Source organism: Delftia sp. RIT313 (assembly GCF_000632165.1).
In the GTDB taxonomy this organism is placed as follows: Bacteria; Pseudomonadota; Gammaproteobacteria; order Burkholderiales; family Burkholderiaceae_C; genus Comamonas; species Comamonas acidovorans.
Map to the genome: position 1 here is coordinate 16525 of NZ_JFYT01000041.1, position 26414 is coordinate 42938.

Here is a 26414-nt window from a genome sequence, read left to right on the forward strand (position 1 = left end):
TCCCCCTCTGGGGGAAGGCGCGCAGCGACTCAGGGGGGACCTAAAATCCAGCGATGAATTTCCCATCGCACCAGCTGAGCATGACCGTGCTCATGTCGCCCGACATGGCGAACTTTTCGGGCAACGTCCATGGCGGCGCCGTTCTCAAGCAGCTCGACCAGGTGGCCTATGCCTGCGCCAGCCGCTACGCGGGCCGCTATGTGGTCACGCTGAGCGTGGACCAGGTGATGTTCCTGCAGCCCATCCACGTGGGCGAGCTGGTGACCTTCCTGGCCAGCGTCAACCACACGGGCAAGTCGTCGATGGAGATCGGCATCAAGGTGGTGGCCGAGGACATCCGCACCCAGGTGGTGCGCCATGTCAACAGCTGCTTTTTCACCATGGTGGCGGTGGACGAGAACAAGCAACCTGCGCCCGTGCCCACGCTGGTGCCGGCCACCGACGAGGAAAAGCGCCGCTGGCAGGCCGCGCTGATCCGCAAGGACCTGCGCCGCGAGCTGGCCCAGCGCTTCGAGCAAAGCCGCGTGACGGCCAGCAGCTCGGTCAAGCCGGGCTGAGCGTGGAGGGTGCGGCCGGTGGCCGATGCCAGGTGCCGGGCGCGCTGCCCTGCAACTCGTCCCGCACCTGCTCGATGACGCGCCTGAGGTCTTCCATGGAGGCCGGCTTGGACAGCACCTCGTCGGCACCGGCCTGCAGGTAGCGCAGGGCCTCGGAGGCCTCGGGACTGGCGGTCAGCGCAATCACGCGGCAGCGGCGCAGCTGGTTTTCGGCTTCCCGCCGACGCAGGCGCCGGATGAACTCGAAGCCGTCCATGATCGGCATGCGGCCGTCGGTGATGATGAGATCAAAGGACTCGACCAGGCAACGCGCCCAGGCCTCCTGTCCATCGCCGGCCAGCGAGATGCCGTGGCCCAGCGCGGTGAGCTGGCTCTTGAGCAGCTCGCGATTGAACATATAGTCTTCCACGGCCAGGATTCTGAGTTCCGGCTCGGCCGGGACTTCGGGCAGGGGCTCGGTGCCTGTATCGGCCTTTGCACGCAGCTCCAGGGGCGCGGGCATGATCCGGGGCAATACCTCTTCGGCCGACAGCCTGTCGTCCGGCTCCACCAGCGGCAGGCTCAACCTGACCGTGAAGCGTGAGCCCCGGCCCGGCACGCTCTCCAGGGTGATGGTCCCCCCCATGTGCTCCAGCAGGCGGCGCGTGATGCTCAGGCCCAGGCCGCTGCCGAAGGCCTGGTCCTGATGGGCTCCCGGCACCTGCGAAAAGGGCTTGAACAGCCGGGCCTGGTCCTGCGGCGCAATGCCGATGCCGGTGTCCTCCACCTCCATCTGCAGCAGCAGGCGGTCATGGCGGCGGGTGCCTTGCGCGCGCAGGGTGACGCTGCCGCGTTCGGTGAATTTGATGGCATTGCTCAGCAGGTTGAACAGCACCTGTTTGAGGTGCAGCGGGTCGGCCGTCACGCTGTGGTCCACGCCCTTGCCAACCTGGGTGCGCAGCGACAGCCGCTTGCCGTGCGCCAGGCCCTGCAGCAGCGGGGCCATGTCTTCGATCAGCGGCCGCAGCGCCACGGGCTGGGGCGTGGAGTCGATGTGGCCCGACTCGATGCGGTGCAGGTCCAGCACATTGCCCAGCAGCAGCAGCATGCCCTGTGAGGCCTTGTGGGCCGCGGCCAGCGTATCGCGGTGGGGCAGGCCGAGTTTTTCGCGGTCCTGCGCCAGCTCCAGCAGGCCGATGATGGCGCTCAGCGGCGTGCGTATCTCGTGGCTGGTGGTGGACAGGAACAGGCTTTTGGCCCTGTTGGCGGCCTCGGCGCGCCGCTCGGCACGGCGCGTCCTGCGCATCTGGCGGCTCAGGTAAAAGCCCCAGACCAGGGAGGTGGCCGTGGCCAGCGCCAGCGCTGCCAGCAGCAGCAGCAGGCGCTGGCGGTGCTCGCGCCAAAAGCGCGTGCCGCTGCCGCTATCGCGCGGCGCCCACAGGCGCACGATTTCGGCCATTTCTTCGGGTGAGATGGACAGCTGGGCCTTCTCCAGAATGCTCAGAAGCTCGGGCTCGGCGGCATGCACGGCCAGGCTCACGGGGCGGGTGTAGTCCTCCAGGATGCCGGTGAGCTGCAGCTGGTTGCCCAATTGCTGGGCGTTGGCATAGCGCGCTGCGTAGTCGTTGCCGACGAAGGCATCGCTGTCATCGGCCGCCACGCTGGCCAGGGCCTGGGCCAGGTCGGGATACAGCTGCAGCCGTATGCGCGGATGCTCGCGGCGCACCGTGTCCTCCAGGAAGAAGCCAGCCACCATGGCCACGCGCTTGCCCTCCAGTCCCTGCAGGTGGTGTATGCCCTTGTCACGCTGTGTGCCCGCGTTCGCCTCGGGCCGGGCCAGCACCACCACCGCGCTGCGCAGGTAGGGCGGCAGCAGCTTGATATCGGGCGATGCAATCGGCGGCGAGGTGTAGACGGGGGTGAGCAGGGCCTTGCCCGAGCCCAGAATGGCCTCGAGTTCGGTGTAGTTGCGTGCGGTCACGTAGTCGAACTGCAGGCCGGCGCGGTGGCTGATCAGGTCCAGGTAGTCGGGTCCTATGCCCTCGGCCTGGCGGTCGGCATTCAGCTTTCCCAGTGATCCCAGCGAGCTGTTGAGCACCACGGGAATGCGGGGATGGGCATCCAGCCACTGCTTTTCCGAGGGTGTCAGGGCCACGCGGTCGCTTCCCAGCAGCGGACGGCGGCTGCCGCTCCAGCTGTGCAGAATGTCGTCGCCATGCTGCAAGGTGATGGCGGGCAGGGCCTGGTCCAGATAGGCCTTCAACTGCGTATCGTCATGCCGCACCAGCATGCCGAAGCCCCGGCTCTCTATGGGGGCAAAGCCCTGCACGCGCAGGTTGAGCAGGTAGTTGGCCTGGATCAGGTAGTGCACCGTGACCGTGTCGCCGATGAAGCCATCGATCTCGCCCAGGCTCAGCGCCTCCAGCGCGCGGCGGGGTGTTTCATAGGTCAGCAGCTCGCTGAGAGGATAGGCGGCCGCAACCTGGGAGCGCAACAGCTGGTCGCGCGTCATGGCCAGCCGCGCGCCCCGGCGCTCCGCGTCGAAGGGCGCATGCGAGAGCGACACCAGCACGGGCTGGCTGGGCAGGTAGGGCACGCTCAGGGCCAGGTCGGCGCGTTCGGCCTCCAGCTCGGTGCCCTCGCAGGCCAGGTCGATCTCGCCGCGCCGCAGCGCATCGAGCACGGCCACGCGCGATCCATAGGTCTTGAAGCGCACCGGCGCGGGAAACAGCAGGCCCAGGTGGTCGGCCGTGATGCCCTGGAAGCGCTCGCCATCGATCATTTCCAGGGGAGGATGGTCGGGCAGGGAAATGCCCACGGTCAGCGGCCCGCGCGCCTGCAGCCACTGGCGGTGCGCGGGCGTGAGCCAGGGTTTTGCAGCGGCCGTGACGCGCGTGGCCAGCACCATGTCGGCGCCTCCAGCCAGGCCGGGCATGAGCAGGGCCATGCCAAGCGCGCAGCCGGCCAGCAGCGGCGACCACGTGCGCCGCCATGCGGACAGCCGTATCTGCGCAGCTGTGGAAGTGAAAGTAAGGCCTGGTGTTTTCATGGAATCCCCCGATGGCGCTACCGCCGCCTGGCGGAGCTGACGGTCTGCCAAAACGGTCTAAACGCCGTTTCGGCAGCCAACAGGGGATTTTTAATGAAAACTAATGACTTTTATGAATCGATAGATTTTTGATTGCAGCAATCTCGCACTCAGGCGGCTGCAACCGCAGCGGTGAGCTGCGTCTGAGGTTCGGCCATTGCCCGTACGCCATGGACCACATCGCCAACGACGATGACGCTGGGGCTGCCCAGGCCTGTGTCGGCAATGCACTCCACCAGTGCGCCCAGCGTGGTCAGCGCGTGGCGCTGTTGTGGCAGGCTGGCGTGCTGGATCACGGCCACGGGCGTGGCTGCGGGCAGGCCATTGAGCAGCTCGGCGCGGATGTGCTCCACGCTGCTCACGCCCATGTAGATCACCAGGGTGAGCCGCGCATCGCGCGCGGTGGCGGCCAGCTGGCGCCAGTCGGTGCCGCTGTCGCCGGGCTTGGCGTGGCCCGTGATGAAGACCACGCCGTGCGCCCGGTCGCGGTGCGTGAGCGGGGCGCCCAGGCTGGTGAGCCCGGCCAGGCCAGCGGTGATGCCGTTGATGACCTGGACCTCGACGCCCGCTTCGCGCAGGTGCTCCACCTCTTCACCGCCGCGCCCGAAGATGAAGGGGTCGCCGCCCTTCAGGCGCACCACGGTCTCGCCCTCCTGCACGGCGCTCAGCATGAGCTTTTCGATGAAGGCCTGGGGCGTGCTCTTGCAGCCGCCGCGCTTGCCCACGTAGACGATGCGCGCCGTGGGCGCGGCATGGGCCACGATGGCGTCGCTGACCAGGTCATCGACCAGCAGCACGGTGGCCGCCTGTATGGCCTTGAGGGCCTTGATGGTCAGCAGCTCCGGGTCGCCGGGGCCTGCGCCGACCAGGGTGCAGGTGCCGCGCCGGGCGGTGTTCGCGGGGGTGTGGGACGGGGTCGTCATGGCGGGGCTCCGTTTTTTCTGGGGTATTCAGCGAATCTGATCGGCAAGGTGGACGATGTGTTCCACCTGGCGTGTGAGCGCGGGCGGCACGGGCAGCCGGCCCGCGAGCACGTCTTCGGTGTAGCGCGCCGTGGTGTCCACGTCGATCTCGGCGGGCAGGCCCGGCACCTCGGAAGCAGTGCCGCTTTGCTGCTCGGCCAGCAGCTGGTGGGCGCCTGCCACAAAGCCGTCGTAGCGCGGCAGCCGGCGCGGGTCGGCCGCGACCTCGCCTTCCAGCCCGCGCGAGAGCAGGACATTCATGCCCAGCATCCCGAAGGTGCCGTGCAGCATGGGCAGGTACTCGGGATGGGTGTAGGCCGTCACCAGCAGGCAGGGGCCCTCGCAGGGCGCCAGCAGCTTGACCACGCTGTGGCCCGGGTTGCGCAGGCCGATGACCTCGCGCACGGACAGCAGGCGCGCCAGGGCCGGGTGCAGATGTTCGGTATGGATATGGGCCACCTGGCCGTCGGCCAGGGCCTGGGGAGATGGCAGCGGCGCAATGCCCAGTGCCTGCAGCACATCGCTGGCCAGGATGCGGCGCGCCTCGGTGCGCATGCCGTGCAGCAGCACGGGCAGGCCTTCGCGCGCCAGCAGCAGGGCCAGCAGGGGCGTGAGCACGGGCAGGCGGCGCGCGCCGTTGTAGCTGGGCAGCACGATCACGGGGCGGCCATTGGCCGAGGCGGGAAAACGGGCGACGCGCGCATGCACGGCGTCCAGGAAGCCGCTCATCTCCTCAACGGTCTCGCCCTTGATGCGCATGGCGATGCAAAAGGCCCCGATCTCCAGGTCGCTGACGCCGCCGTCCAGCACCTGGCCGAACAGGTCGGCCGCCTGCGGGCGCTCCAGCGCCTTGGCTCCGCGTGCGCCGCGGCCTATTTCCTTGATGTATTGGCTGATGCCCATGGCGTTGCAATCGTGGGTGGAATCCTGTGGGGGCATATTTTCCCGCAGGTTTCATTACTTTTCGCTATATATGCAAACCCGTTGTTCCATCGCCTCTTTCATGCGGTCTCCTGGCTCTTCGCCAGGGGGATGTGGCGCACCAGGCGCTTGAGCTCCGGCAGGCAGGAGCCGCAATTGGTGCCGCATCGCAACTGGCCCTGCAGCGCGGCCAGGCGCGCGTCGTCGCTGCCCTCGCAGCGCGCAAGCGCGCCTGCGATGGCGGTCTCGTCCACATCGAAGCAGGTACAGACCTGGCGCGCACGCGGCTGGATGGCCAGCGGCGCCGAGCCCGAGGGCATGAGCAGCAGGCGGCCATAGTCCTGTGCCGGCATCTGGTCCTGCAGCAGGGTGGACAGCCAACTGCCCGCGCGCGTGTCGCCGGCCAGCAGCAGGGCCTCGACCGTGGTGGACAGGCTGTGGCGGTCCAGCCGCAGCGCGCGGCTGTGCTGGCGGCGGCGGTCGGTGTAGCGCAGGGTGTCGGCGGCATCCAGGCCCAGCAGGGATTCGATCCGTGCGAGGACGGCCTCGCCCGGCGCCTCATGGGCGGCGGCGCGCAGCAGCACGCCGTGCCGGGCCCGGGCGGCGTCCTGCAGCGGGACGGCATTGCCGAAGGGCACGCAGCTGGCAAAGCCGAAGTGCGGCATGAGGGCGGACAACTGCTCGCGCGCGGCCAGCACCCGGTCCTTGGGCAGCCAGGCCATGGCCAGCAGGGTCCAGGGCAGTTCGGCCTTTTGCAGCTTCACGGCCGTGTGCTTGAGTTCGGGCTGCTTGGAGCCGGGGCACAAGGCCGGTGTGGTCAGGGCATTGACGCCGCCCATTGAAGTGCCGCCCAGATACTCGCCGCCCCAGTGCATGGCCATGAAGAGCTGGGAGGGCGTCAGCGTGTCATCGGGCTGCACCGGCACCAGCAGGGCGCCGCGCCGGCTGCTCATCTGCACCAGGTCGCCCGCGCGCAGGCCGCGCTCGGCCATGTCCCGCGGGTGCATTTGCAGGCAGGGCTCGGCCGCATGGCCGAACAAACGGCCCAGCTGGCCCGTGCGGCTCATGCCGTGCCACTGGTCGCGCAGCCGGCCCGTGGTCAGGCTGAAAGGATAGTGCGCATCGGGCGGCTCGGCCAGCGGCTGCCAGGGCAGCAGGGCAAAGCGTGCGCGGCCATCGGGCGTGGGAAAGCGGCCGTCTTCGTAGAGCCGTGCGCGGCCTTGGGCTGCGCCTTCGGGCAGCGGCCATTGCTGGGGGCCTTGCGCGTCCAGCAGATCCCAGGACAGGCCGGTGATGTCCAGGTCACGCCCGCGCGTGCTCTCGCGGTGCTCGTTCCAGATGGCCTGGGCGCCGGCAGCGGCGTCTTCGGTGTCGTAGGGGAATAGGCTGGGCCGGCCCGGGCGCAGCCGTGCCTCCATGCGCCGCGCGCAGTCCACGGCAATGCGCCAGTCATGGCGCGCGGCACCGGGTGCGGCCACGGCGGGGCGCACGCGCGAGATGCGCCTTTCGCTGTTGGTCACCGTGCCGATCTTCTCGCCCCAGGTGGTGGCAGGCAGCAGCAGGTCGGCGTAGGCGCAGGTGGCGGTGGTGGCAAAGGCCTCCTGCACGATGACGAATTCGGCCCGCTGCAGCGCGCGCCGCACCAGGGCCTGGTCGGGCATGCTTTGCGCAGGGTTGGTGCAGGCTATCCACAGCGCGCGGATCTCGCCCTCGGCGGCGGCCTCGAACATCTCCACGGCGGTCTTGCCGGGGCGGGGCGGCACGTCGTCCACGCCCCACAGTGCGGCCACTTCGGCGCGGTGGGCCGGGTTGGCCAGGTCGCGGTGGGCCGACAGCAGATTGGCCAGCCCGCCCACCTCGCGCCCGCCCATGGCATTGGGCTGGCCCGTGAGCGAGAACGGCCCCGCGCCCGCGCGCCCGATCTGGCCCGTGGCCAGGTGCAGGCCGATCAGCGCGGCGTTCTTGGCCGTGCCGTTGCTGCTCTGGTTCAGGCCCTGGCAGTACAGGCTCAGCGTGGCGCCACGGGCGGCGCCGTCGCGTGCATCCCCGCCCAGCGCAAACCATTGCGCGGCCTGGAACAGATCGTGCCGGGGCAGGCCGCAGAGCTCGCCCACGCGCTCGGGCGTGGCCTCCCGCACCAGGGCCTGCAGGTCGGCAAAGCCGCTGGTGTGGCGTGCGATGTAGGCCTGGTCCAGCCAGCCTTCCAGTTCCATGATGTGCAGCATGCCGTGGAACAGCAGGGTGTCGCTGCCGGGGCGCAGCGGCAGGAAGAGGTCGGCCATGCCGGCCGTGTCGGTGCGGCGCGGGTCGGCCACGATGATCTTCATCTGCGGCCGCGCGGCACGCGCCTGCTCGATGCGCCGCGTGAGCACGGGATGCGCCCATGCCGCGTTGCTGCCCGCGATGAAAAGGCAGTCCGCATGGTCCACATCCTCGTAGCAGGCCGGTGGCGCGTCGGCGCCCAGCGTGAGCTTGTAGCCGGCCACGGCGCTGCTCATGCACAGGCGCGAATTGGTGTCGATGTTGTTGGTGCCGATCAGGCCCTTGGCCAGCTTGTTGAAGACGTAGTAGTCCTCGGTCAGCAGCTGGCCGCTCACATACAGGCCCACGGCGTCGGGGCCGTGCTCCTGCACGATGGAGGCCAGCCTGCCGGCGGCCAGGTCCAGCGCGGCATCCCAGCCCACATCCTGGGGCGCCGCGCCGCGCGTGGCACGCAGCGCGGGCTGCAGCAGCCGCGTCTGCTGTGCCAGGGCGGGCGAGGCCGTCAGGTGCAGGGTGCTGCCCTTGGTGCACAGGCGGCCGTGGTTGGCGGGGTGCGCCGGATCGCCACGCACGCCCGTGATGCGCGCACCATCGCTTTCAATGAGGACGCCGCAGCCTACGCCGCAATAGGGGCAGGTGGATCGGGTTTCTTGCATGGTGGGCCTGGGGTGGATGAGGGAAGGGCAGGGCACGGGGGCGGGCGCCGTCACGGGCCGCTGGCCGGGTCGGCCTGGCTGGCCTGGCTGGCTTGACTTTCGCCGAACATGAGGCGGTCGCGCAGTTCCTGCACTGCCACGCCATCGCGCAACAGGCGGAAGTACCAGCCACCGTCCTCGGTGTCGCCATACAGGCAGGCGCCGACCAGCCTGTCACCGCGCAGCACAAGCTTGCGGTACACGCCCGCGCCGGGGTCGCTGAGCACGATTTCCTCCGTGCCCTCGTCGCCGCGGAAGTCGCCCGCGCTGAACAGATGGATGCCAGTGACCTTGAGCTTGGCCGAGGTCTGCGAGCCCGGATAGCGGCCGATGCCCATCTCCGCCAGGTGGTTGGCCAGCACCTTGCCCTGCTCGAACAGCGGCGCCACCAGCCCGTAGGCCACGCCCCGGTGCGCCGCGCACTCGCCCACGGCGTAGATGCGCGGGTCGGTCACGGTCTGCAGCGTGTCGCTGACCACGATGCCGCGCTGCACGTGCAGGTGCATCTGCTCGGCCAGCGTGGTCTCGGGCCGGATGCCCACGGCCATGACCACCAGCGAGGCCGGTGCCTCGCGCCCGTCCTGCAGGTGCACGCAGGCCACGCGGCCCTGGCCGTCGCCCGTCAGCGCCCGGGTCTGGGCCTGCATCAGAAAGCGCATGCCGCGCTCGGCCAGCGAGGCCTGCAGCAAGGCAGCGGCGGTCTCGTCCAGCTGGCGGTCCAGCAGGCGCTCGCCCACATGCACCACGGTAACGTCCATGCCGCGCTTCATGAGTCCGTTGGCGGCCTCCAGGCCCAGCAGGCCGCCGCCGATGACCACGGCATGGCGGTGGCTGGCGGCCGCCGCGATCATGGCCTGGGTGTCGGCAATGTCGCGGTAGCCCAGCACGCCTTCCAGCTCGCGCCCGGGCACGGGCAGCATGAAGGGGCGCGAGCCCGTGGCCAGGATCAGCCGGTCGTACTCGGCGCTCACCGGCTGTCCGGCCGCGTCCACGGCGTGCACCACGCGGCGCGCCCGGTCGACTGCGTGCACGCGGCAGCCCGCATGCAGGGTAATGCCGTGCTGCGCATACCAGGACCAGTCGTTGAGGATGATCTCGTCCAGCTGCTGCTCGCCCGCCAGCACGGGCGACAGCATGATGCGGTTGTAGTTGGGGTGGGGCTCGGCCCCGAATACCGTGATCTCGTAGAGGTCGGGCGCGATCTTGAGCAGCTCCTCCAGCGTGCGCACGCCGGCCATGCCGTTGCCCACCATCACCAGCCTGGATTTTTTCATCGTGCCCCCGTTGCGGTTCGGAAAACAAAAAAGGCGTCCCCACGCTGCGCGGCCGATGGCTGCGCGCGGGGTGACGCCTTTGTCCCGGGCCGTGGCACGTCGTTGCGCCTGGCCCTGCGGCCCTTCATGGCCACGCCCGGGATTTAGCAAGCTGCGTGCCAGGCTGCTGCCCTGTGGCGACTGATCGCCCGGGGACGCGAGTCCGCGCGGCCGTGCCAGGCTGGTGCGCCGCATGCATCAAAGCGGTGCGCGTGCTATCGATACGGTCCTATCAGATGTCTGAATCCAATGGAGATTTTGTTTTTATTTGTTTCAAATGTGGCGGTTCGGGGTAAAAACTTTGAACTCCGGCCAGCGGCTCGCTGGGCCGGATGGGGCACGCAGGATTTTTCTTCTTCAAGGGAGGGATGCCTATGAGAGTTAATCTGCCGGTCAGTACGCGCGAGTACTCGTTTCCCAAGGGCCAGACCCTGGTCTCCACCACGGACCTGAAGGGCCGCATCCTCTACTGCAACCCGATGTTCATCGAGGTCAGCGGCTACGAGCGCGAAGACCTGCTGGGCCAGCCCCACAACATGATCCGCCACCCCGACATGCCCGAGGAAGCCTTCCGCGACATGTGGGAGACCATCTCGGCGGGCCTGCCCTGGTCCGCCCCCGTGAAGAACCGGCGCAAGAACGGCGACTTCTACTGGGTCATGGCCAATGTCACCCCGCTGATGGATGGCGACCGGCCCTCGGGCTACATGTCCGTGCGCACCGAGGCCACGCGCGAGCAGACCGATGCGGCCGAGCGCCTCTACGCCACCATGCGCGCCGAAAAGGACGCCGGGCGCCGGGTCCACGTGCTGCGTGCCGGCCACCTGTTGCGCAACAACCTGCGCGGCCGCCTGGCCAACGCATTGAGCCTGGGCCTGGCCGGCAAGCTGGTGCTGATCTTCTTCATGGTGGTGGCTGCGGCCTTTGGCGCGGCGGTGGCCGGTGGGCATACGCTGGACGCATGGTCTGCGCTGGCCTGGCTGGCGGTCTGCATCTTCACGGGCCTGGCCGGGGCCTGGGCCTACCGGCTGACCGTGGCGCCGCTGGCGCAGATGGTGCTGCTGGCCAATCGCCTGGCGGCCGGCGACCTGACGCAGACGATACGCATCACGCGCAAGGACGTGGTGGGCGATCTGCAGAAGGCGCTGAGCCAGCTCAACGTGAACCTGCTGTCCATCGTGCGCGATGCGCGCGAGGAAAGCGACAAGATGCAGATCTCCAGCCGGGAAATCGCGCAGGGCAACCATGACCTGTCCGCGCGCACCGAAACCCAGGCGGGCAACCTGCAGCAGACGGCGGCCTCCATGGAGGAGATCACGGGCACCGTCAAGCACACGGCCGACTCGGCCCGCCAGGCCACGGACCTGGCCGCCCAGGCCAGCGAGGTGGCCGAACGCAGCAGCGGCGCCGTCGATGGCGTGGCCGCCACCATGAAGCAGATCCAGGCCGCGTCGGGGCGCATTGGCGAGATCACGCAGCTCATCGACTCCATCGCCTTCCAGACCAATATCCTGGCGCTGAACGCTGCCGTGGAGGCCGCGCGCGCAGGCGACCAGGGCCGGGGCTTTGCGGTCGTGGCGGCCGAGGTGCGCAGCCTCTCGCAGCGCACGCTGGCGGCGGCCAAGGAGATCCGCGAGCTCATCGACGACTCCGCCGCCAAGGTGCTGGACGGCAACCAGAGGACCGAGGTGGCGCAGAAGACCATGATCGAATCGCTGGATCTGGTGCGGCGCGTGAGCCTGCTGATCGGCGAGATCCACAGCGCCTCCAGCGAGCAGCTCAGCGGCATCTCGCAGGTCAACGCGGCCGTGGCGCATCTGGACAGCATCACGCAGCAGAACGCGGCCCTGGTCGAGCAGAACGCGGCATCGGCCATGGCCTTGCAGGCCCAGGCGCAGACCGTGTCGGAAACCGTGCAGGTGTTCCGGCTGGACGCCACGGGCCGCTCGCCTGCCGCAGCGGGCGATGCCGTGGCCCTGCGCCGGTCCATGAAGGCCCAGGCACAGAGCCAGGCACGCAACCAGGCACGCAGCCAGGTGCAGAGCCCGCCACAGATGCGGCAGGCGCGCGCGCAGCCGCAGAGGGTGCTGACCACGACCTGACCCCTGCGGGGTCCTGCGGCCGCTGGAAAACATCGTTGACACTTGGACGTGGCGCCGTCATGTGCGCTGCGCAGGCTTGCGCATACCATGTGGTTTTGTGTTGACCGGGCGACCGGATGAAGGAACGACCATGAACTCCAGCTCTTCCCTGGCCGCCGAACTGATGGCCCAACTGCAGGGCGCGCCCATGCAGCAGATGGCGGACCAGATCGGCGCCAGCCCCGCCCAGACCGAAAGCGCCGTGGGCGCGGCCCTGCCCGTGCTGCTGGCCTCGCTGGGCCGCAATGCGGCCGATCCGCAGGGCGCGGCCAATCTCTTCGGCGCGCTGCAGCGCGACCATGGCGCGGCCAGCGGCGGCGGCGCCGGTGGCCTGGACCTCGGCGGCCTGCTGGGCTCGCTGCTGGGCGGCGGCGCAGGCGCGGGCGGCAATGCAGGTGGCGGGCTCGATGGCGCGGCCATCCTGGGCCACATCCTGGGTGGCAACCAGCAGCGCGCGCAGGACGGACTGGGCCAGGCCACGGGCCTGGGCAGCGGCGGCGCGGCCCAGCTGCTGCAGCTGCTGGCCCCCATCGTCATGTCCTTTCTTGCGCAGCGCGTGAGCGCAGGCGGCATGGATGCCGGCGGCCTGGGCCAGGTGCTGGGCCGCGAGCATGCGCAGGCGCAGCAGCAGGGCGGTCTGGGTGGTGGTTTGCTGGGCAGCCTGCTCGATCAGGATGGCGACGGCCAGGTAGGTCTCAGCGATCTGATGAAGATTGGTGGCAGCCTGCTGGGCGGCCGCCGCTGAAGGGCCGCATTCACTGAATCGGGCAGGGCCGGTGCGTGTGCATACACGCGCTGGCCCTGTTGCTTTTTGGGCGCAGTTCGGATGACACTAGAACCGAATTGGCGAACGACTGAAAGGCCCCCATGACAGCAGTTGCAGACATTCTCAAGTCCAAGGCCAGCGGCGCGGTGTACAGCATCGCGCCTACCGATTCCGTGCTCGACGCGCTGCGGCTCATGGCCGACAAGGGCATTGGCGCCCTGCTCGTGATGGAGGGCAGCGAGATCGCAGGCATCGTCACCGAGCGCGACTACGCGCGCAAGATCGCGCTGCTGGGGCGCACCTCGGGCGCCACCTTGGTGCGCGACGTGATGACGCGCGACGTGCTCTTCGTCGGCCCCACCCAGACCACGCAGGAATGCATGGCGGTGATGACCGAGAACCGGCTGCGCCACCTGCCCGTGGTGGACGAGGGCGGCAAGCTGCTGGGCCTGATCTCCATCGGAGACCTGGTCAAGGACATCATCTCCGAGCAGAAGTTCATCATCGAGCAGCTGGAGCACTACATCTCGGGCCGGCACTGAACCGGGGCTCGGCCGGCCCGCTCTGTGCAGGGCCTGGAAGGCGGCAGGACCGGCGAAGGTTCAGGCCGCCTTTTCCACATGCCCCTGGCGCGTGTAGAGGAAGTCGATCACCGCCTTGCGGCACTCGCGGTAGCGGTCGTCCTCGGCCAGCGCCACGCGGTTGCGCGGCCGGGCGATGCCGACTTCCAGCACCTCGCCGATGGTGGCTGCCGGGCCGTTGGTCATCATCACGATCTTGTCGGACAGCAGCACGGCCTCGTCCACGTCGTGGGTGACCATGACCACGGTGCTTTGCGTGCGCGCCACGATCTCCAGCAGCTCGTCCTGCAGCTTGGCGCGCGTGAGCGCATCGAGCGCGCCGAAGGGCTCGTCCATCAGCAGCACCTGCGGCTCCATCGACAGCGCGCGCGCAATGCCCACGCGCTGCTTCATGCCGCCCGAGATTTCGCCGGGCCGCTTGTGCGCGGCATGGGCCAGGCCCACCAGCTCCAGCGCGGCCAAGGTGCGTGCCTTGAGCTGGGCGCGGCTTTCCGTGCGGCCATAGACGCGCTCCACGGCCAGGTGGATATTGCCCTCGCAGGTCAGCCAGGGCAGCAGAGAGTGGTTCTGGAAGACCACGGCGCGCTCGGGCCCGGGGCCCTTGATCTCCTTGTTGGCGCACAGCAGCACGCCCGTGGTGGGAGTGGTCAGGCCCGCGATCAGGTTCAGCAGGGTGGACTTGCCGCAGCCCGAGTGGCCGATCAGCGAGACGAATTCGCCCCGCGCAATGGTCAGGTCGATATTGCGCAGCGCCGGAAACAGGCCCTTGGCGGTCTTGAAGCTCTGCTCCACGCCCTGGACCTCGATGAACTTGGACGATGCATTCATGCCTTCACCTCTTCGAACGTAAATGCCGTTGCCAGCTTGACCAGGGCCATCTCCAGCAGCAGGCCCACGATGCCGATCACGAAGATCGCGATGATGATGTTCTTGACGTTGAGGTTGTTCCACTCGTCCCAGACCCAGAAGCCGATGCCCACGCCGCCGGTGAGCATCTCGGCCGCGACGATGACCAGCCAGGCCGTGCCCACGGCCAGGCGCACGCCGGTCAGCATGTAGGGCAGCACGGCGGGGAACAGGATGGTGGTGGCGATCTTCCATTCGCTGAGGTTGAGCACGCGCGCCACGTTCATGTAGTCCTGGGGCACGCGCTGCACGCCCACGGCGGTGTTGATGAGCATGGGCCAGATCGAGCAGATGAAGATGGTCCAGATGGCCGCCGGGTTGGCGCCCTTGAAGACCAGCAGGCCGATGGGCAGCCAGGCCAGCGGCGACACCGGGCGCAGCAGGCTGATCAGCGGGTTGAACATGCGCGACAGGAAGTTGAAGCGCCCGATCACGAAGCCGGCCGGAATGCCGACCAGCGCCGCCAGGCCAAAGCCCACGGCCACGCGCTGCAGCGAAGCGAGCACATTCCAGCCCACGCCCTGGTCATTGGGGCCGTTGCGGTAGAACGGGTCGCTGAAAATCTCCACCGCCTGCTGCCAGGTCGCCAGTGGCCCCGGAATGCTCTGGCCCGAGCCTGCAGCCACCAGGGACCACACGCCCACCAGCAAACCGAGGCCGCACAGCGGCGGCAGCACGGCCAGCCAGAAGGCACGCGAGAGCGCTGCCCAGTCGCGCGGGGCGGCGGGTGCCCGGGCCTGGGGGGCCGGCGCGGCTGGAGCGGCGGGCCCTGAGACCTGCGCGGAGATCTGTGTGGAAGCGGCTGCCGGCGCGGCAGCGGATTCGGCCGGGAAGTGGAAGACGGCGCTGACCATGGTGTGTTCCTCTGTGGGGTGGGGCTTCAAAGGGGATCTCTCAGGCCTTGATGGCAAAGCTGTCTGCGTACTTGCGCGGGTCCTTGCCGTCCCAGACCGTGCCATCCATGAGCTTGCTGCTGCGCATCGCCGCCTTGGGCAGCGGGGCCTTGGCGGCGGTGGCGGCCTGCTGGTAGATGTCCAGGCGGTTGATGGAGCGGGCCACGCCCAGGTAGTCGGGGTGGTCCTTGAGCAGGCCCCAGCGCTTGTGCTGGGTCAGGAACCACATGCCGTCGGACAGGTAGGGGTAGCCCACGCTGCCGTCGCCGTAGAACTTCATGTGGTTGGGGTCGTCCCAGGTCTTGCCCATGCCGTCCTGGTAGCGGCCCAGGATGCGCTGGTTGATGGCATCCACGCCCGTGTTCACATAGGCCTTGCCGGCGATGGTCTCGGCCATGCGGGTCTTGTTGGCCAGGCTCTCGTCGATCCAGCGGCTGGCCTCGATGATGGCCGCCGTCACGGCGCGTGCCGTGTTGGGGTTCTGGCGTGCGAACTCGGCCGTGGTGCCCAGCACCTTTTCGGGGTGGTCCTGCCAGATGGACTGGGTGGTGGCGGCCGTGATGCCGATGCCGTCCATGATGGCGCGGTGGTTCCAGGGCTCGCCCACGCAAAAGCCGTCCATGTTGCCCACGCGCATATTGGCCACCATCTGCGGCGGCGGCACGGTGATGACCTTGGCATCCTTGAGCGGGTGGATGCCGTTGGCCGCCAGCCAGTAGTACAGCCACATGGCATGCGTGCCCGTGGGAAAGGTCTGGGCAAAGGTGTATTCGCGCTTTTCGCTGGCCATCAGCTTGGCCAGGCCCGCGCCATTGACGGCACCCTTGTCGGCCAGTTTCTTCGACAGAGATATGGCCTGGCCGTTGTGGTTGAGCGTCATCAGCACGGCCATGTCCTTCCTGGCGCCGCCCACGCCCAGGTGCACGCCGTAGACCAGGCCGTAGAGCACGTGGGCAAAGTCCAGCTCGCCGTTGACCAGCTTGTCGCGCACGCTGGCCCAGCTCGCTTCCTTGGAGGGAATGATCTTGACGCCGTACTTCTGATCGATCCCCAGCACCGAGGCCATGACCACGCTGGCGCAGTCGGTCAGCGGGATGAAGCCGATGCGCACCTCTTTCTTCTCTGGCGCATCCGAGCCGGCCGCCCAGGCGCCATGGTGGCCCAGCTGGGTGTAGAGCGCCGCACCGCCTGCCAGCGTGCCGGCCTGGCGCAGAAAGTCGCGCCGGGGCAGGGCCGGGCCGGCGGTGAGAGGGCCTGTGGTGGGCTTGGGGCTTGACGCCATGGCGGAACTCCTTCGATCGTCGGGAATGGAACACTTGCAAACGGGCCCTGCTCCAAGCAAAACGGCGTCCTCTCCAGCCGCGCTGCGCGGGGAGAGTGACGCCGTTGTCCTGGGGCCTTGAATCAAGACCGGGGTCCCGGCCGCCTTTGGCCGGGAGTTGCCAGAGTCAATGCAGAAAGCGTGCCAGGCCGTGTTCACAGGGGACCATGCCGTCCATCGGCCTTGCAGTCCTCGCCGGGCCACCTTCTGGTGCGTTCCATGGCACCAAGTCGGTGCTGCACTGCAGCATGGCTCGCACCGGCCCGGCGTTCAAGGCGCAGGTGGCAGGAGATCGGCCATGGAAAGCACGGCCTGCGCCACATCGGCCAGGCGGCGGTTCTGGTTCATGGCGGTCTGGCGCAGCAGCTTGTGGGCCTCGCCTTCGCTGAGCTGGCGCCGCGCCATCAGCAGGCCCTTGGCGCGTTCCAGCAGCTTGCGCTCCGTGAGCGTGGCGCGCACGGTCTCCAGCTCGGCCTGCATGGCCTGCAGGCGCTGCGACTGGTCCTGCACCAGGTCCATCACGGAGCGGTCCAATTGCGGCCCCAGCCGTGCGGCCGGTGGCTGCAGCTCGCCCGGCGCCAGCGTGGCCGAGACCGGCGTGGTCGCCAATGCCTGCGGCGCCTGCAGCAGCGTCTGCAGGGCGGCGCGGGCATCGGCAATGCGGTGCTGGCATTGCTGCTGCAGCTCGGCCGTCAGGCGGGCCTCGACGGTCTGCAGCGCGTCCATGCGCTGCGAGCAGCTGTCGAACCAGGGCTCGGCCATCTCCACGGACAAAGGCGCGCCCGCCGTGGCCGTGCAGCCCACGCGGCGCAGCCGCTCGATCACGGCCAGCGTGGCGTCGGCCGCGCTGCTTTCTTGCCACAGGGCCAGGGAATGGGGCGGCGCGAACTCCGCGAAGACCTGAAAGCAGCGCTCCTGCGAGGCGATCAGGTGCAGCCAGTGCTGCTGGCGCGGCGCATCGCTCACGCCCGCGCCGAACGCCGCCACGCCCGTGGCGCGCTCCTGGCCCGCGAACTCCTTGCCCTGCATGAAGTTGAACAAGGCCACCAGCAGGCGCGAGATGCCGGGCTCGGGTGCGCTGTCCGCCGCCTCGAAGACCACGGCCAGCAGGCCGGCCACCAGATCGATATAGAGGGCCGTGGCCGCCTCCGGCGACAGCGTGCGGCTGGCGACGCGCTCGCGCAGCGCGGGCAGGGCGTCCAGGCACTGCAGTACATGGGCGATGCGGCTGAACAGCCGCGCGCCATGGCCGGGGTGGCCGGTGAGTCCCCCACCACCGGGCTGCATGTCCACCCGCTCGAAGCCGTCGCGCGCCGCAGCGGCCATGCGGTCGCACTCGGCCATCTGCGCCAGCCTGGCCGGGCCGCCGCGCGCGCCTGCGCTGGCCAGAAACACGTTGGACAGGCCGCGCTCCTTTTGCAGCGCATGGATGAGGCGGCTGAGCAGATCCACCAGGGCGCTGGTGCGCTGCAGTTGCTCCAGCTCGCCGATTTCGCACTGCCGCGCGGCCACAAGAAAGTTGAGAGCGGTTTTCATGGGGGCTTGGTCCTGTCTGCCTGCCTTGATGCAGTTTGCCTTCGTGCAAGGGACCTGGATGCAATTCCCATGCCGGGGCGTCGCGCGGTGCTTGCATGGGCACGGGATCGATGATTTGATAGAATTTTTTTAATGATTTGAAATTTTCGATACACAAACTGACGTGTAAGCGTGTCGAATGTTTGCAAAGCGAATGGGGCGGCTTTTTAAGAAAAGCCCCGTTCATCCGGCGCACATGGCAACGCAGACCACGGCATTGGGCTGCGCAATGCGGCAGTGAGGCTGAATCGGCATGAGTTTGAAATATCACGAGAAGATCGGTTTTTCCCCATGCATTCGCTGTTCCTGACCGAGGGGGTGTCCCGGTGGATACCTGCGCGCTGGCGCGGCCCGACATTTGCGTGCTGGCTGGCTTCGCTGCTGCCCTGCATGGCGCAGGGTCAGGTGCCTGCGGCTGCCCAGGATGGCGTCGCGTCGGCGCAATTGGCCGATGAGGGCGTCTGGTTCGCTGGATGGCATGCCCTCGGCCCGTGGGGTGCCGGTGCGTTCGTGGCCTTCCTGCTGGTGTGCTCGGTGCTCTACATCCGCATGCGCTGCAAGGCGCAGCGCCTGACGCAGTCGCTCAAGCAGAGCAATGAGAAATTGCTGCGCGCCAATGTGAAGCTCAAGCGCATCGCCTTCCGAGACCCGTTGACCGGTACGGCCAACCGGGCGCTGTTCGAATACCGGCTGGGCCGCACGATTGCGCGCGCCGACAGCTCGGTGGAGCAGCCGGGGCCCTGCGGGCCGGTGCGCGTGGGCCTGCTGTACATCGACCTGGATGGATTCAAGCCCATCAACGATGTGGAAGGCCATGCCGCCGGTGATGCGCTGCTGTGCCAGGTGGCCGTGCGCCTGGGCCATATGACGCGCAAATCGGACACGCTGGCGCGCGTGGGTGGCGACGAGTTCGTGCTGCTGCTGGGCTGCCTGGCTTCGGTGGACGACGCCGTGGCCATGGCAGGCCGTGTGCAGAAGGCCTTGAGCCAGCCGTTCGACCTGCCAGGAAAGGCGGTCTCCATCAGCAGCTCCATCGGCGTGGCCATCTATCCCGACCATGGCAAGAAGGAAAAGCTCATGGCGGCGGCCGATGCCGCCATGTACACGGCCAAGCGTGCCGGCGGGAACACCTACGCCATCTTCAAGGAAAGCATGCGCCAGGGCGTGGCCGCGCAGTTCGACCTGCAGCAGGCCCTGCGCCGCGCCGTGGCCAGCCAGCAGCTGGTGCTGTTCTATCAGCCCAAGATCGATACCCGCACGGGCCGCATCCGCAGCGTGGAGGCGCTGGCGCGCTGGAACCACCCGCAGTTCGGCCTGATCAGTCCCCGCGTGTTCATCCCGCTGGCCGAGCGCTTCGGCCTGATCAGCGAGATCGGCGACTGGGTCATCGACGAGGCCTGCCGCCAGACCGCGCAATGGGCGCGCGAGCGGCGCTTCATGCGGGTGTCCATCAATATCTCGGGCTACCAGCTCTTTCAGACGCGGCTGGCGCAGTTCATCGCCGAGGCGATCGCAAGGCACCACATCCGGCCCGAGCAACTGGTCTTCGAGATCACCGAGTCCGTGGCCATGGAGGACGACAAGACCACCATGGCCGTGATTGCCGAACTCACGGGCATGGGCGTGCAGATCTCCATCGACGACTTCGGCACCGGCTACTCCAGCCTGGCCCTGCTGCGCCAGCTGTGCGCCGACGAGGTGAAGATCGACCGCAGCTTTGTGCGCGACGTGGCCCTCAAGAGCGATGCGCGGGCGGTGGTCGATGCCATCGTGCGCCTGGCCCATGCGCTGGAGCTGCGCGTGGTGGCCGAAGGCGTGACCAACCAGCAGCAGCGCGAAGTGCTGCAGGCCCTGGGCTGCGACGAGCTGCAGGGCTTTTACTTCGCCCGCCCCATGGATGCCCAGGCACTGATCGCCAGCGAAATCTGGACCTCCGACGGCTTCGAGCCCGTGCGGTTCTCGCGCTCTTCCTACATAGACAACCTGTAGCGGAGCGCCGGCCGTGCAACTGCCCGCCTGCCAGGGGCCATTGAGGCCTGTGGCCGTGCGCCGCGCCCGCAGGTTCTACACTTCAGCCCCATGAGTTTGCTGATTCTGGGGATCGAATCCTCCTGCGATGAAACCGGCGTGGCCCTGGTCGAGGCCCCCGATGGCACGGGCGTGCCCACGCTGCTGTCCCATGCGCTGCACAGCCAGATCGACATGCACCGTGCCTACGGCGGCGTGGTGCCCGAGCTGGCCAGCCGCGACCACATCCGCCGCGTGCTGCCGCTGACCGAAAACGTGCTGGGCGAGTCCGGCCGCTCGCTGGACCAGGTCGATGTGATCGCCTTCACGCGCGGCCCCGGCCTTGCCGGCGCGCTGCTGGTAGGCGCGGGCGTGGCCTGCGCCATGGCTGCGGCATTGAACAAGCCCGTGCTGGGCGTGCACCACCTGGAAGGCCATCTGCTGTCGCCCTTCCTGAGCGCCGATCCCCCCGAATTCCCCTTCGTGGCCCTGCTGGTCTCGGGCGGCCACACGCAGCTGATGCGCGTGGATGGCGTGGGCAGCTACGCCATCCTGGGCGAGACCATCGATGACGCGGCCGGCGAGGCCTTCGACAAATCGGCCAAGCTCATGGGCCTGCCCTATCCGGGCGGTCCCGTGCTCTCGCGCCTGGCCGAAGGCGGCGATGCCCAGGCCTTCAAGCTGCCCCGGCCGCTGCTGCATTCGGGCGACCTGGACTTCTCCTTCGCCGGCCTGAAGACGGCCGTGCTGACCCAGGCGAAGAAGCTGGGCGATGACCTTGAGGCGCGCAAGGCCGACCTGGCCGCCAGCACGCAGGCCGCCATCGTCGAGGTGCTGGTCAAGAAGACCCTGGCCGCGCTGCAGCAGACCGGCATGAAGCGCGTGGTCGTGGCCGGCGGCGTGGGTGCCAACCGGCTGCTGCGCTCGCAGCTGGATGCGGCCTGCGCCAAGCGCAAGCTGCGCGTGCACTACCCCGAGCTGCACCTGTGCACCGACAACGGCGCCATGATCGCCATGGCCGCCGCCATGCGCCTGCAGGCGGGCCGGGAAGTGGCCAACCGGCACTACGCCTTCGACGTCAAGCCGCGCTGGCCGCTCGATTCGCTGGCCTGATTCTTCGGCCGCCTCTGCCTTCCCCATCGCCGCGCTGTGCGGCGGGGCACCTGTGATGCGCAGCCTGCGCACAAAAAAAGCCCGGCATGTGCCGGGCTTTGAAAACGGGCTGTCACCTTGCTAAGAGGAGGGAAGAAAGGATTGGTTGACAGCCCGGGTGCACAAACTCGCTGACCGGATTTACTGGATGCTCAGCGTGGTGGCCTTGCTCTGCGGCTCCAGGCGGGCCAGGGACAGCGTGAGCACGCCGTTTTCCAGCTTTGCGCTGCTGGCGGCAGTGTCGATCTCATGGTCCAGCTCCCAGGCGCGCTGCACCTGGCGGGGCGCACCCTCGACGCTGGACAGACGGACCACGGCGCCCTCGATGCTCAGCTGCAGCTGCTCGCGGGACAGGCCGGGCACGTCCAGCTGCAGCGTCGTGGCCTTTTCATCGCGCTGCACCTGCACCGACGAGGGAGAGTGGGCGGCGTTGCCCAGGGTGCCTTGCAGGAAGCGCTGCAGGGCCAGATCGGCGGCTTGGGGGTTGAAGGCGTTGCGGCGGAGAACAGGCGAGAAGATCATGGTGAAGTGGCTCCTATAAACTGCGCGGCTTCATCGAAGTTGTCGCCGCATGGAGCGTAGTTGAGCGGCGTTGAACGCATTTCAAGAGGGAAAAAGCCATGAATAAATTGCGCCGCAAGGTCTTGAAAAGCGGTGCCATGGCGCTATTTGCGGCGCCCGCGCTGGCGGCCCAGGCCGCAAACGAACGCGGACAGCCCGTGCCCCCGCCGCGCGGCGAGCCCATACGGCTGGCGCTGATCGAAAGCCTGTCCGGCCCCTTTGCCAACACGGGCGAGGCCGTGTTCCGCAACCTGCTGTGGGCCACCGAGCGCGTGAATGCGCGCGGCGGTGTGCCACTGCCGGCCGCGCAGGGCGGCGCCCGGCCCCTGGCCATCGAACGCCATGACAGCAAGGGCCAGAACGAGGAGGCGCTGTCCGCGCTGCGCGCAGCCATCGACGGCGGTGCGCGCGTGGTCATGCAGGGCAATTCATCGGCCGTGGCCGCCGTGCTGGTCGATGCCATTGCCAAGCACAACGAGCGCGATCCGGCCCGGCGCGTGCTGTACCTGAACTACTCGGCCGTCGATCCTGCGCTCACCAACGAGCGCTGCAGCTTCTGGCACTTTCGCTTCGACGCCCATGCCGACATGCGCATGGCCGCGCTGATGCAGGTGCTGCGCGAGGACGCGGCCGTGCGCAGCGCCTACCTGATCGGGCAGGACTACAGCTTTGGCCAGGCCGTGCTGCGCGAGGCACGGCGCCAACTGGCCGCGCAGCGGCCCGATGTGGCCATCGTGGGCGACGAGCTGCACCCCGTGGGCCGCGTCAAGGACTTTGCGCCCTATGCCGCCAAGATCAAGGCCAGCGGCGCCCAGGCCGTGATCACGGGCAACTGGGGCAACGATCTGATGCTGCTGGTCAAGGCCGCGCGGGAGGCGGGTTTTGACGGCCGCTTCTACACCTTCTACGGCAATGCGCTGGGTGCACCCGCCGCTTTAGGCGAGGCCGGCGTGGGCAAGGTGCTGGCCGTGGCCGACTGGCTGCCCAACGTGCCGGGCCCCGACAGCCAGGCCTTCTACAAGGCATTCCGCGAGCGCTTTCCCAGGCCTGCCGATGACTATGTGCACATGCGCATGCAACTGATGATCGAGGCCCTGGCCCAGTCCATGGCGCGTGCGGGCAGCACCGACACGGTGGCCGTGGCGCAGGCGCTGGAAGGCGCCGAGGTGGCGCTGGCCGGGCGCAAGGGCCGCATGCGCGCGGCCGACCACCAGTTCCAGCAGGCGCTGGTGGTCGGCGTCATGGACAGGCAGGGCGCGCCCGGCGTGCCCTTCGATGTGGAGGGCTCGGGCTACGGCTTCCGCGTGGTGCGAGAGATCGAGGCGGCGCGTGCCGAGCAGCCTGCGATGTGCCGTATGCGCCGTCCCTGACCGCCTCGACGGTTTGGATGGCCAGGATCAGCGGCCCATGGCAGCAGCGACTTCCTGGCCCAGTTCGATCACGGACAGCGCGTAGTAGCTGGACCAGTTGTAGCGCGTGATGGCATAGAAGTTCTCCGTGCCCGCGATGTACAGCGGCTGGCCCTGCGCGCCGTTTTCCAGCTTGACCAGGGCCAGCGGCCCTTGATGCGCCGCGCCGCTGCCCGGCAGCTGTACGCCGCGCGCAGCCATCTCGTCGGCCGTGAACTGGGGCAGGATGTCGGGCGCCAGCAGGGCGGCCAGGTCGGCGCCCTGGGCCTGCATGATCACAGGGTAGTGGGTGGGCATGCCGCTTTTCCAGCCATGCGCGACAAAGTAGTTGGCCACCGAGCCGATGGCGTCGGCCGCGCTGCCGAACAGGTCGATGCGGTCGTCGCCGTCGAAGTCCACCGCCCACTTCACCCAGCTGCTGGGCATGAACTGGCCCATGCCCATGGCGCCCGCGTAGCTGCCGCGCAGCGAGAACGGGTCCGTTGCGGCGCGGTGCGTGAAGCGCAGGAACTGCTCCAGCTCGCCGCGGAAGTACTCGGTGCGTGCCTGCGCGCGGGGGTGGGCTGCGGGGAAGTCGAAGCTCAGCGTGGCCAGGGCGTCGATCACGCGGAAGTTGCCCATCTGCTGGCCGTAGATGGTCTCCACGCCGATGATGCCGACGATGATTTCGGCCGGCACGCCGTACTGCTTTTCGGCACGCGCCAGCGCGGCGGCATTGGCCTGCCAAAAGCGGGTTCCGGCGCGTATGCGCACGGGCTCGACAAAGCGGCTGCGGTAGACGCCCCAGTTCTTGGCCGTGCCCTGGGCAGCCGGCGTCATCAGGCGGGGAACCTGGGGCAGAAAGCGCGCCTGGGCGATGGTGTCGCGCACCCAGTCCACCGGCAGGTCGTGGCGCATCGCAATGTCGGCGGCCATCTGCATGGCATCAGGCCGTTCGCCGTAGGGCGTGCTGCCTTGCACGGTCCTGGCCACGGCGGCGCCGCCGTGGCCAGGACCGTGCAAGGCAGCACGCCCTACGGCGAACGGCCTGATGCCATGCAGATGGCCGCCGACATTGCGATGCGCCACGACCTGCCGGTGGACTGGGTGCGCGACACCATCGCCCAGGCGCGCTTTCTGCCCCAGGTTCCCCGCCTGATGACGCCGGCTGCCCAGGGCACGGCCAAGAACTGGGGCGTCTACCGCAGCCGCTTTGTCGAGCCCGTGCGCATACGCGCCGGAACCCGCTTTTGGCAGGCCAATGCCGCCGCGCTGGCGCGTGCCGAAAAGCAGTACGGCGTGCCGGCCGAAATCATCGTCGGCATCATCGGCGTGGAGACCATCTACGGCCAGCAGATGGGCAACTTCCGCGTGATCGACGCCCTGGCCACGCTGAGCTTCGACTTCCCCGCAGCCCACCCCCGCGCGCAGGCACGCACCGAGTACTTCCGCGGCGAGCTGGAGCAGTTCCTGCGCTTCACGCACCGCGCCGCAACGGACCCGTTCTCGCTGCGCGGCAGCTACGCGGGCGCCATGGGCATGGGCCAGTTCATGCCCAGCAGCTGGGTGAAGTGGGCGGTGGACTTCGACGGCGACGACCGCATCGACCTGTTCGGCAGCGCGGCCGACGCCATCGGCTCGGTGGCCAACTACTTTGTCGCGCATGGCTGGAAAAGCGGCATGCCCACCCACTACCCTGTGATCATGCAGGCCCAGGGCGCCGACCTGGCCGCCCTGCTGGCGCCCGACATCCTGCCCCAGTTCACGGCCGACGAGATGGCTGCGCGCGGCGTACAGCTGCCGGGCAGCGGCGCGGCGCATCAAGGGCCGCTGGCCCTGGTCAAGCTGGAAAACGGCGCGCAGGGCCAGCCGCTGTACATCGCGGGCACGGAGAACTTCTATGCCATCACGCGCTACAACTGGTCCAGCTACTACGCGCTGTCCGTGATCGAACTGGGCCAGGAAGTCGCTGCTGCCATGGGCCGCTGATCCTGGCCATCCAAACCGTCGAGGCGGTCAGGGACGGCGCATACGGCACATCGCAGGCTGCTCGGCACGCGCCGCCTCGATCTCTCGCACCACGCGGAAGCCGTAGCCCGAGCCCTCCACATCGAAGGGCACGCCGGGCGCGCCCTGCCTGTCCATGACGCCGACCACCAGCGCCTGCTGGAACTGGTGGTCGGCCGCGCGCATGCGGCCCTTGCGCCCGGCCAGCGCCACCTCGGCGCCTTCCAGCGCCTGCGCCACGGCCACCGTGTCGGTGCTGCCCGCACGCGCCATGGACTGGGCCAGGGCCTCGATCATCAGTTGCATGCGCATGTGCACATAGTCATCGGCAGGCCTGGGAAAGCGCTCGCGGAATGCCTTGTAGAAGGCCTGGCTGTCGGGGCCCGGCACGTTGGGCAGCCAGTCGGCCACGGCCAGCACCTTGCCCACGCCGGCCTCGCCTAAAGCGGCGGGTGCACCCAGCGCATTGCCGTAGAAGGTGTAGAAGCGGCCGTCAAAACCCGCCTCCCGCGCGGCCTTGACCAGCAGCATCAGATCGTTGCCCCAGTTGCCCGTGATCACGGCCTGGGCGCCGCTGGCCTTGATCTTGGCGGCATAGGGCGCAAAGTCCTTGACGCGGCCCACGGGGTGCAGCTCGTCGCCCACGATGGCCACATCGGGCCGCTGCGCGGCCAGTTGGCGCCGTGCCTCGCGCAGCACGGCCTGGCCAAAGCTGTAGTCCTGCCCGATCAGGTAGGCGCTGCGCACGGCCGCGTCCTCGCGCAGCACCTGCATCAGCGCGGCCATGCGCATGTCGGCATGGGCGTCGAAGCGAAAGTGCCAGAAGCTGCAGCGCTCGTTGGTGAGCGCAGGATCGACGGCCGAGTAGTTCAGGTACAGCACGCGCCGGGCCGGATCGCGCTCGTTGTGCTTGGCAATGGCATCGACCAGCACGGCGGCCACGGCCGATGAATTGCCCTGCATGACCACGCGCGCACCGCCGTCGATGGCTGCGCGCAGCGCGGACAGCGCCTCCTCGTTCTGGCCCTTGCTGTCATGGCGTTCGATGGCCAGGGGCCGGGCGCCGCCCTGCGCGGCCGGCAGTGGCACACCGCCGCGCGCATTCACGCGCTCGGTGGCCCACAGCAGGTTGCGGAACACGGCCTCGCCCGTGTTGGCAAAGGGGCCGGACAGGCTTTCGATCAGCGCCAGCCGTATGGGCTCGCCGCGCGGCGGGGGCACGGGCTGTCCGCGTTCGTTTGCGGCCTGGGCCGCCAGCGCGGGCGCCGCAAATAGCGCCATGGCACCGCTTTTCAAGACCTTGCGGCGCAATTTATTCATGGCTTTTTCCCTCTTGAAA

At 68.6% G+C, this 26414-nt stretch carries 20 protein-coding genes; 8 read left to right on the top strand and 12 right to left on the bottom strand.

Annotated elements, in window-relative coordinates:
• Window positions 1-53: 53 nt before the first annotated feature.
• The gene (locus BW39_RS10985; protein ID WP_013803479.1) at window positions 54-557 is read left to right on the top strand and encodes an acyl-CoA thioesterase; all 504 of its coding nucleotides are present in this window, start codon (window positions 54-56) and stop codon (window positions 555-557) included.
• Here the strand turns inward: BW39_RS10985 and BW39_RS10990 are convergent.
• The 5 genes from BW39_RS10990 to BW39_RS11010 form a co-directional block, all read right to left on the bottom strand.
• Window positions 544-3585, bottom strand: a complete 3042-nt coding sequence (locus BW39_RS10990) for an ATP-binding protein (RefSeq protein ID WP_235264192.1) — start codon at window positions 3583-3585, stop codon at window positions 544-546. The genes BW39_RS10985 and BW39_RS10990 overlap by 14 nt on opposite strands.
• A 149-nt stretch (window positions 3586-3734) precedes the next feature.
• Window positions 3735-4547, bottom strand: a complete 813-nt coding sequence (cobA, locus tag BW39_RS10995; protein ID WP_013803477.1) for a uroporphyrinogen-III C-methyltransferase — start codon at window positions 4545-4547, stop codon at window positions 3735-3737.
• 27 nt (window positions 4548-4574) lie between these two features.
• Window positions 4575-5489, bottom strand: coding sequence for a DNA-binding protein YbiB (gene ybiB / locus BW39_RS11000; RefSeq protein WP_043821742.1), 915 nt, complete (start codon window positions 5487-5489; stop codon window positions 4575-4577).
• Window positions 5490-5587: 98 nt separating this feature from the next.
• Complete coding sequence (locus BW39_RS11005) at window positions 5588-8425, bottom strand: nitrate reductase (protein ID WP_043821744.1); 2838 nt, start codon at window positions 8423-8425, stop codon at window positions 5588-5590.
• A gap of 50 nt (window positions 8426-8475) precedes the next feature.
• The gene (locus tag BW39_RS11010; RefSeq protein ID WP_081816182.1) at window positions 8476-9738 is read right to left on the bottom strand and encodes an NAD(P)/FAD-dependent oxidoreductase; all 1263 of its coding nucleotides are present in this window, start codon (window positions 9736-9738) and stop codon (window positions 8476-8478) included.
• A gap of 413 nt (window positions 9739-10151) precedes the next feature.
• Between BW39_RS11010 and BW39_RS11015 the strand changes: the two genes are divergently transcribed.
• The 3 genes from BW39_RS11015 (at window position 10152) to BW39_RS11025 (ending at window position 13226) form a co-directional block, all read left to right on the top strand.
• Window positions 10152-11879 (top strand): methyl-accepting chemotaxis protein, encoded by a 1728-nt coding sequence (locus BW39_RS11015; RefSeq protein WP_043821746.1) that lies wholly within the window; start codon window positions 10152-10154, stop codon window positions 11877-11879.
• A 130-nt stretch (window positions 11880-12009) separates the two neighbouring features.
• Window positions 12010-12663: a DUF937 domain-containing protein gene (locus tag BW39_RS11020; protein WP_012204293.1), complete on the top strand. Its 654-nt coding sequence runs from the start codon at window positions 12010-12012 to the stop codon at window positions 12661-12663.
• A 122-nt stretch (window positions 12664-12785) separates the two neighbouring features.
• On the top strand, window positions 12786-13226 hold the full coding sequence (locus tag BW39_RS11025; RefSeq protein WP_012204294.1) for a CBS domain-containing protein: 441 nt from the start codon (window positions 12786-12788) through the stop codon (window positions 13224-13226).
• 60 nt (window positions 13227-13286) lie between these two features.
• On the opposite strand, the gene BW39_RS11030 is transcribed toward BW39_RS11025, so the two are convergent.
• The 4 genes from BW39_RS11030 to BW39_RS11045 form a co-directional block, all read right to left on the bottom strand.
• A complete protein-coding gene (locus BW39_RS11030; protein WP_013803472.1) occupies window positions 13287-14093 on the bottom strand; it encodes an ABC transporter ATP-binding protein in 807 nt (268 codons plus the stop codon).
• Window positions 14090-15025 (bottom strand): nitrate ABC transporter permease, encoded by a 936-nt coding sequence (gene ntrB / locus BW39_RS11035; RefSeq protein WP_043821747.1) that lies wholly within the window; start codon window positions 15023-15025, stop codon window positions 14090-14092. Before ntrB ends, BW39_RS11030 begins: the two co-directional genes overlap by 4 nt.
• A 40-nt stretch (window positions 15026-15065) precedes the next feature.
• A complete protein-coding gene (locus BW39_RS11040) occupies window positions 15066-16346 on the bottom strand; it encodes a CmpA/NrtA family ABC transporter substrate-binding protein (RefSeq protein WP_043821748.1) in 1281 nt (426 codons plus the stop codon).
• Between the two features lie 309 nt (window positions 16347-16655).
• Window positions 16656-17921: a nitrate regulatory protein gene (locus BW39_RS11045; RefSeq protein ID WP_043821750.1), complete on the bottom strand. Its 1266-nt coding sequence runs from the start codon at window positions 17919-17921 to the stop codon at window positions 16656-16658.
• A 330-nt stretch (window positions 17922-18251) separates the two neighbouring features.
• On the opposite strand from BW39_RS11045, the gene BW39_RS11050 reads away from it, so the two are divergent.
• Window positions 18252-19949 (top strand): putative bifunctional diguanylate cyclase/phosphodiesterase, encoded by a 1698-nt coding sequence (locus BW39_RS11050; RefSeq protein WP_043821752.1) that lies wholly within the window; start codon window positions 18252-18254, stop codon window positions 19947-19949.
• 90 nt (window positions 19950-20039) lie between these two features.
• The gene (gene tsaD / locus BW39_RS11055; RefSeq protein WP_012204300.1) at window positions 20040-21080 is read left to right on the top strand and encodes a tRNA (adenosine(37)-N6)-threonylcarbamoyltransferase complex transferase subunit TsaD; all 1041 of its coding nucleotides are present in this window, start codon (window positions 20040-20042) and stop codon (window positions 21078-21080) included.
• Between the two features lie 180 nt (window positions 21081-21260).
• Here tsaD and BW39_RS11060 read toward each other — a convergent pair whose 3' ends face one another.
• Window positions 21261-21641: an Hsp20/alpha crystallin family protein gene (locus BW39_RS11060; protein WP_034391459.1), complete on the bottom strand. Its 381-nt coding sequence runs from the start codon at window positions 21639-21641 to the stop codon at window positions 21261-21263.
• Between the two features lie 98 nt (window positions 21642-21739).
• On the opposite strand from BW39_RS11060, the gene BW39_RS11065 reads away from it, so the two are divergent.
• Window positions 21740-23050 (top strand): branched-chain amino acid ABC transporter substrate-binding protein, encoded by a 1311-nt coding sequence (locus BW39_RS11065; RefSeq protein ID WP_043821753.1) that lies wholly within the window; start codon window positions 21740-21742, stop codon window positions 23048-23050.
• Window positions 23051-23077: 27 nt separating this feature from the next.
• Here the strand turns inward: BW39_RS11065 and mltB (BW39_RS11070) are convergent, their stop codons facing one another.
• A complete protein-coding gene (gene mltB, locus BW39_RS11070) occupies window positions 23078-24010 on the bottom strand; it encodes a lytic murein transglycosylase B (RefSeq protein WP_052155319.1) in 933 nt (310 codons plus the stop codon).
• Between the two features lie 114 nt (window positions 24011-24124).
• Here mltB (BW39_RS11070) and mltB (BW39_RS11075) point away from each other — a divergent pair, with 114 nt between their 5' ends.
• Window positions 24125-25057, top strand: a complete 933-nt coding sequence (mltB, locus tag BW39_RS11075; protein ID WP_052155319.1) for a lytic murein transglycosylase B — start codon at window positions 24125-24127, stop codon at window positions 25055-25057.
• Between the two features lie 27 nt (window positions 25058-25084).
• Here mltB (BW39_RS11075) and BW39_RS11080 read toward each other — a convergent pair whose 3' ends face one another.
• The gene (locus BW39_RS11080) at window positions 25085-26395 is read right to left on the bottom strand and encodes a branched-chain amino acid ABC transporter substrate-binding protein (RefSeq protein ID WP_043821753.1); all 1311 of its coding nucleotides are present in this window, start codon (window positions 26393-26395) and stop codon (window positions 25085-25087) included.
• Window positions 26396-26414 lie beyond the last annotated feature (19 nt).

Excerpts from the sequence above, each read along its gene's own strand:
- BW39_RS10985 (WP_013803479.1), top strand. The coding sequence starts at position 54 with ATGAATTTCCCATCGCACCAGCTGAGCATGACCGTGCTCATGTCGCCC.
- BW39_RS10990 (WP_235264192.1), bottom strand. The coding sequence starts at position 3,585 with ATGAAAACACCAGGCCTTACTTTCACTTCCACAGCTGCGCAGATACGG.
- cobA (WP_013803477.1), bottom strand. The coding sequence starts at position 4,547 with ATGACGACCCCGTCCCACACCCCCGCGAACACCGCCCGGCGCGGCACC.
- ybiB (WP_043821742.1), bottom strand. The coding sequence starts at position 5,489 with ATGGGCATCAGCCAATACATCAAGGAAATAGGCCGCGGCGCACGCGGA.
- BW39_RS11005 (WP_043821744.1), bottom strand. The coding sequence starts at position 8,425 with ATGCAAGAAACCCGATCCACCTGCCCCTATTGCGGCGTAGGCTGCGGC.
- BW39_RS11010 (WP_081816182.1), bottom strand. The coding sequence starts at position 9,738 with ATGAAAAAATCCAGGCTGGTGATGGTGGGCAACGGCATGGCCGGCGTG.
- BW39_RS11015 (WP_043821746.1), top strand. The coding sequence starts at position 10,152 with ATGAGAGTTAATCTGCCGGTCAGTACGCGCGAGTACTCGTTTCCCAAG.
- BW39_RS11020 (WP_012204293.1), top strand. The coding sequence starts at position 12,010 with ATGAACTCCAGCTCTTCCCTGGCCGCCGAACTGATGGCCCAACTGCAG.
- BW39_RS11025 (WP_012204294.1), top strand. The coding sequence starts at position 12,786 with ATGACAGCAGTTGCAGACATTCTCAAGTCCAAGGCCAGCGGCGCGGTG.
- BW39_RS11030 (WP_013803472.1), bottom strand. The coding sequence starts at position 14,093 with ATGAATGCATCGTCCAAGTTCATCGAGGTCCAGGGCGTGGAGCAGAGC.
- ntrB (WP_043821747.1), bottom strand. The coding sequence starts at position 15,025 with ATGGTCAGCGCCGTCTTCCACTTCCCGGCCGAATCCGCTGCCGCGCCG.
- BW39_RS11040 (WP_043821748.1), bottom strand. The coding sequence starts at position 16,346 with ATGGCGTCAAGCCCCAAGCCCACCACAGGCCCTCTCACCGCCGGCCCG.
- BW39_RS11045 (WP_043821750.1), bottom strand. The coding sequence starts at position 17,921 with ATGAAAACCGCTCTCAACTTTCTTGTGGCCGCGCGGCAGTGCGAAATC.
- BW39_RS11050 (WP_043821752.1), top strand. The coding sequence starts at position 18,252 with ATGCATTCGCTGTTCCTGACCGAGGGGGTGTCCCGGTGGATACCTGCG.
- tsaD (WP_012204300.1), top strand. The coding sequence starts at position 20,040 with ATGAGTTTGCTGATTCTGGGGATCGAATCCTCCTGCGATGAAACCGGC.
- BW39_RS11060 (WP_034391459.1), bottom strand. The coding sequence starts at position 21,641 with ATGATCTTCTCGCCTGTTCTCCGCCGCAACGCCTTCAACCCCCAAGCC.
- BW39_RS11065 (WP_043821753.1), top strand. The coding sequence starts at position 21,740 with ATGAATAAATTGCGCCGCAAGGTCTTGAAAAGCGGTGCCATGGCGCTA.
- mltB (WP_052155319.1), bottom strand. The coding sequence starts at position 24,010 with ATGCAGATGGCCGCCGACATTGCGATGCGCCACGACCTGCCGGTGGAC.
- mltB (WP_052155319.1), top strand. The coding sequence starts at position 24,125 with ATGCAGATGGCCGCCGACATTGCGATGCGCCACGACCTGCCGGTGGAC.
- BW39_RS11080 (WP_043821753.1), bottom strand. The coding sequence starts at position 26,395 with ATGAATAAATTGCGCCGCAAGGTCTTGAAAAGCGGTGCCATGGCGCTA.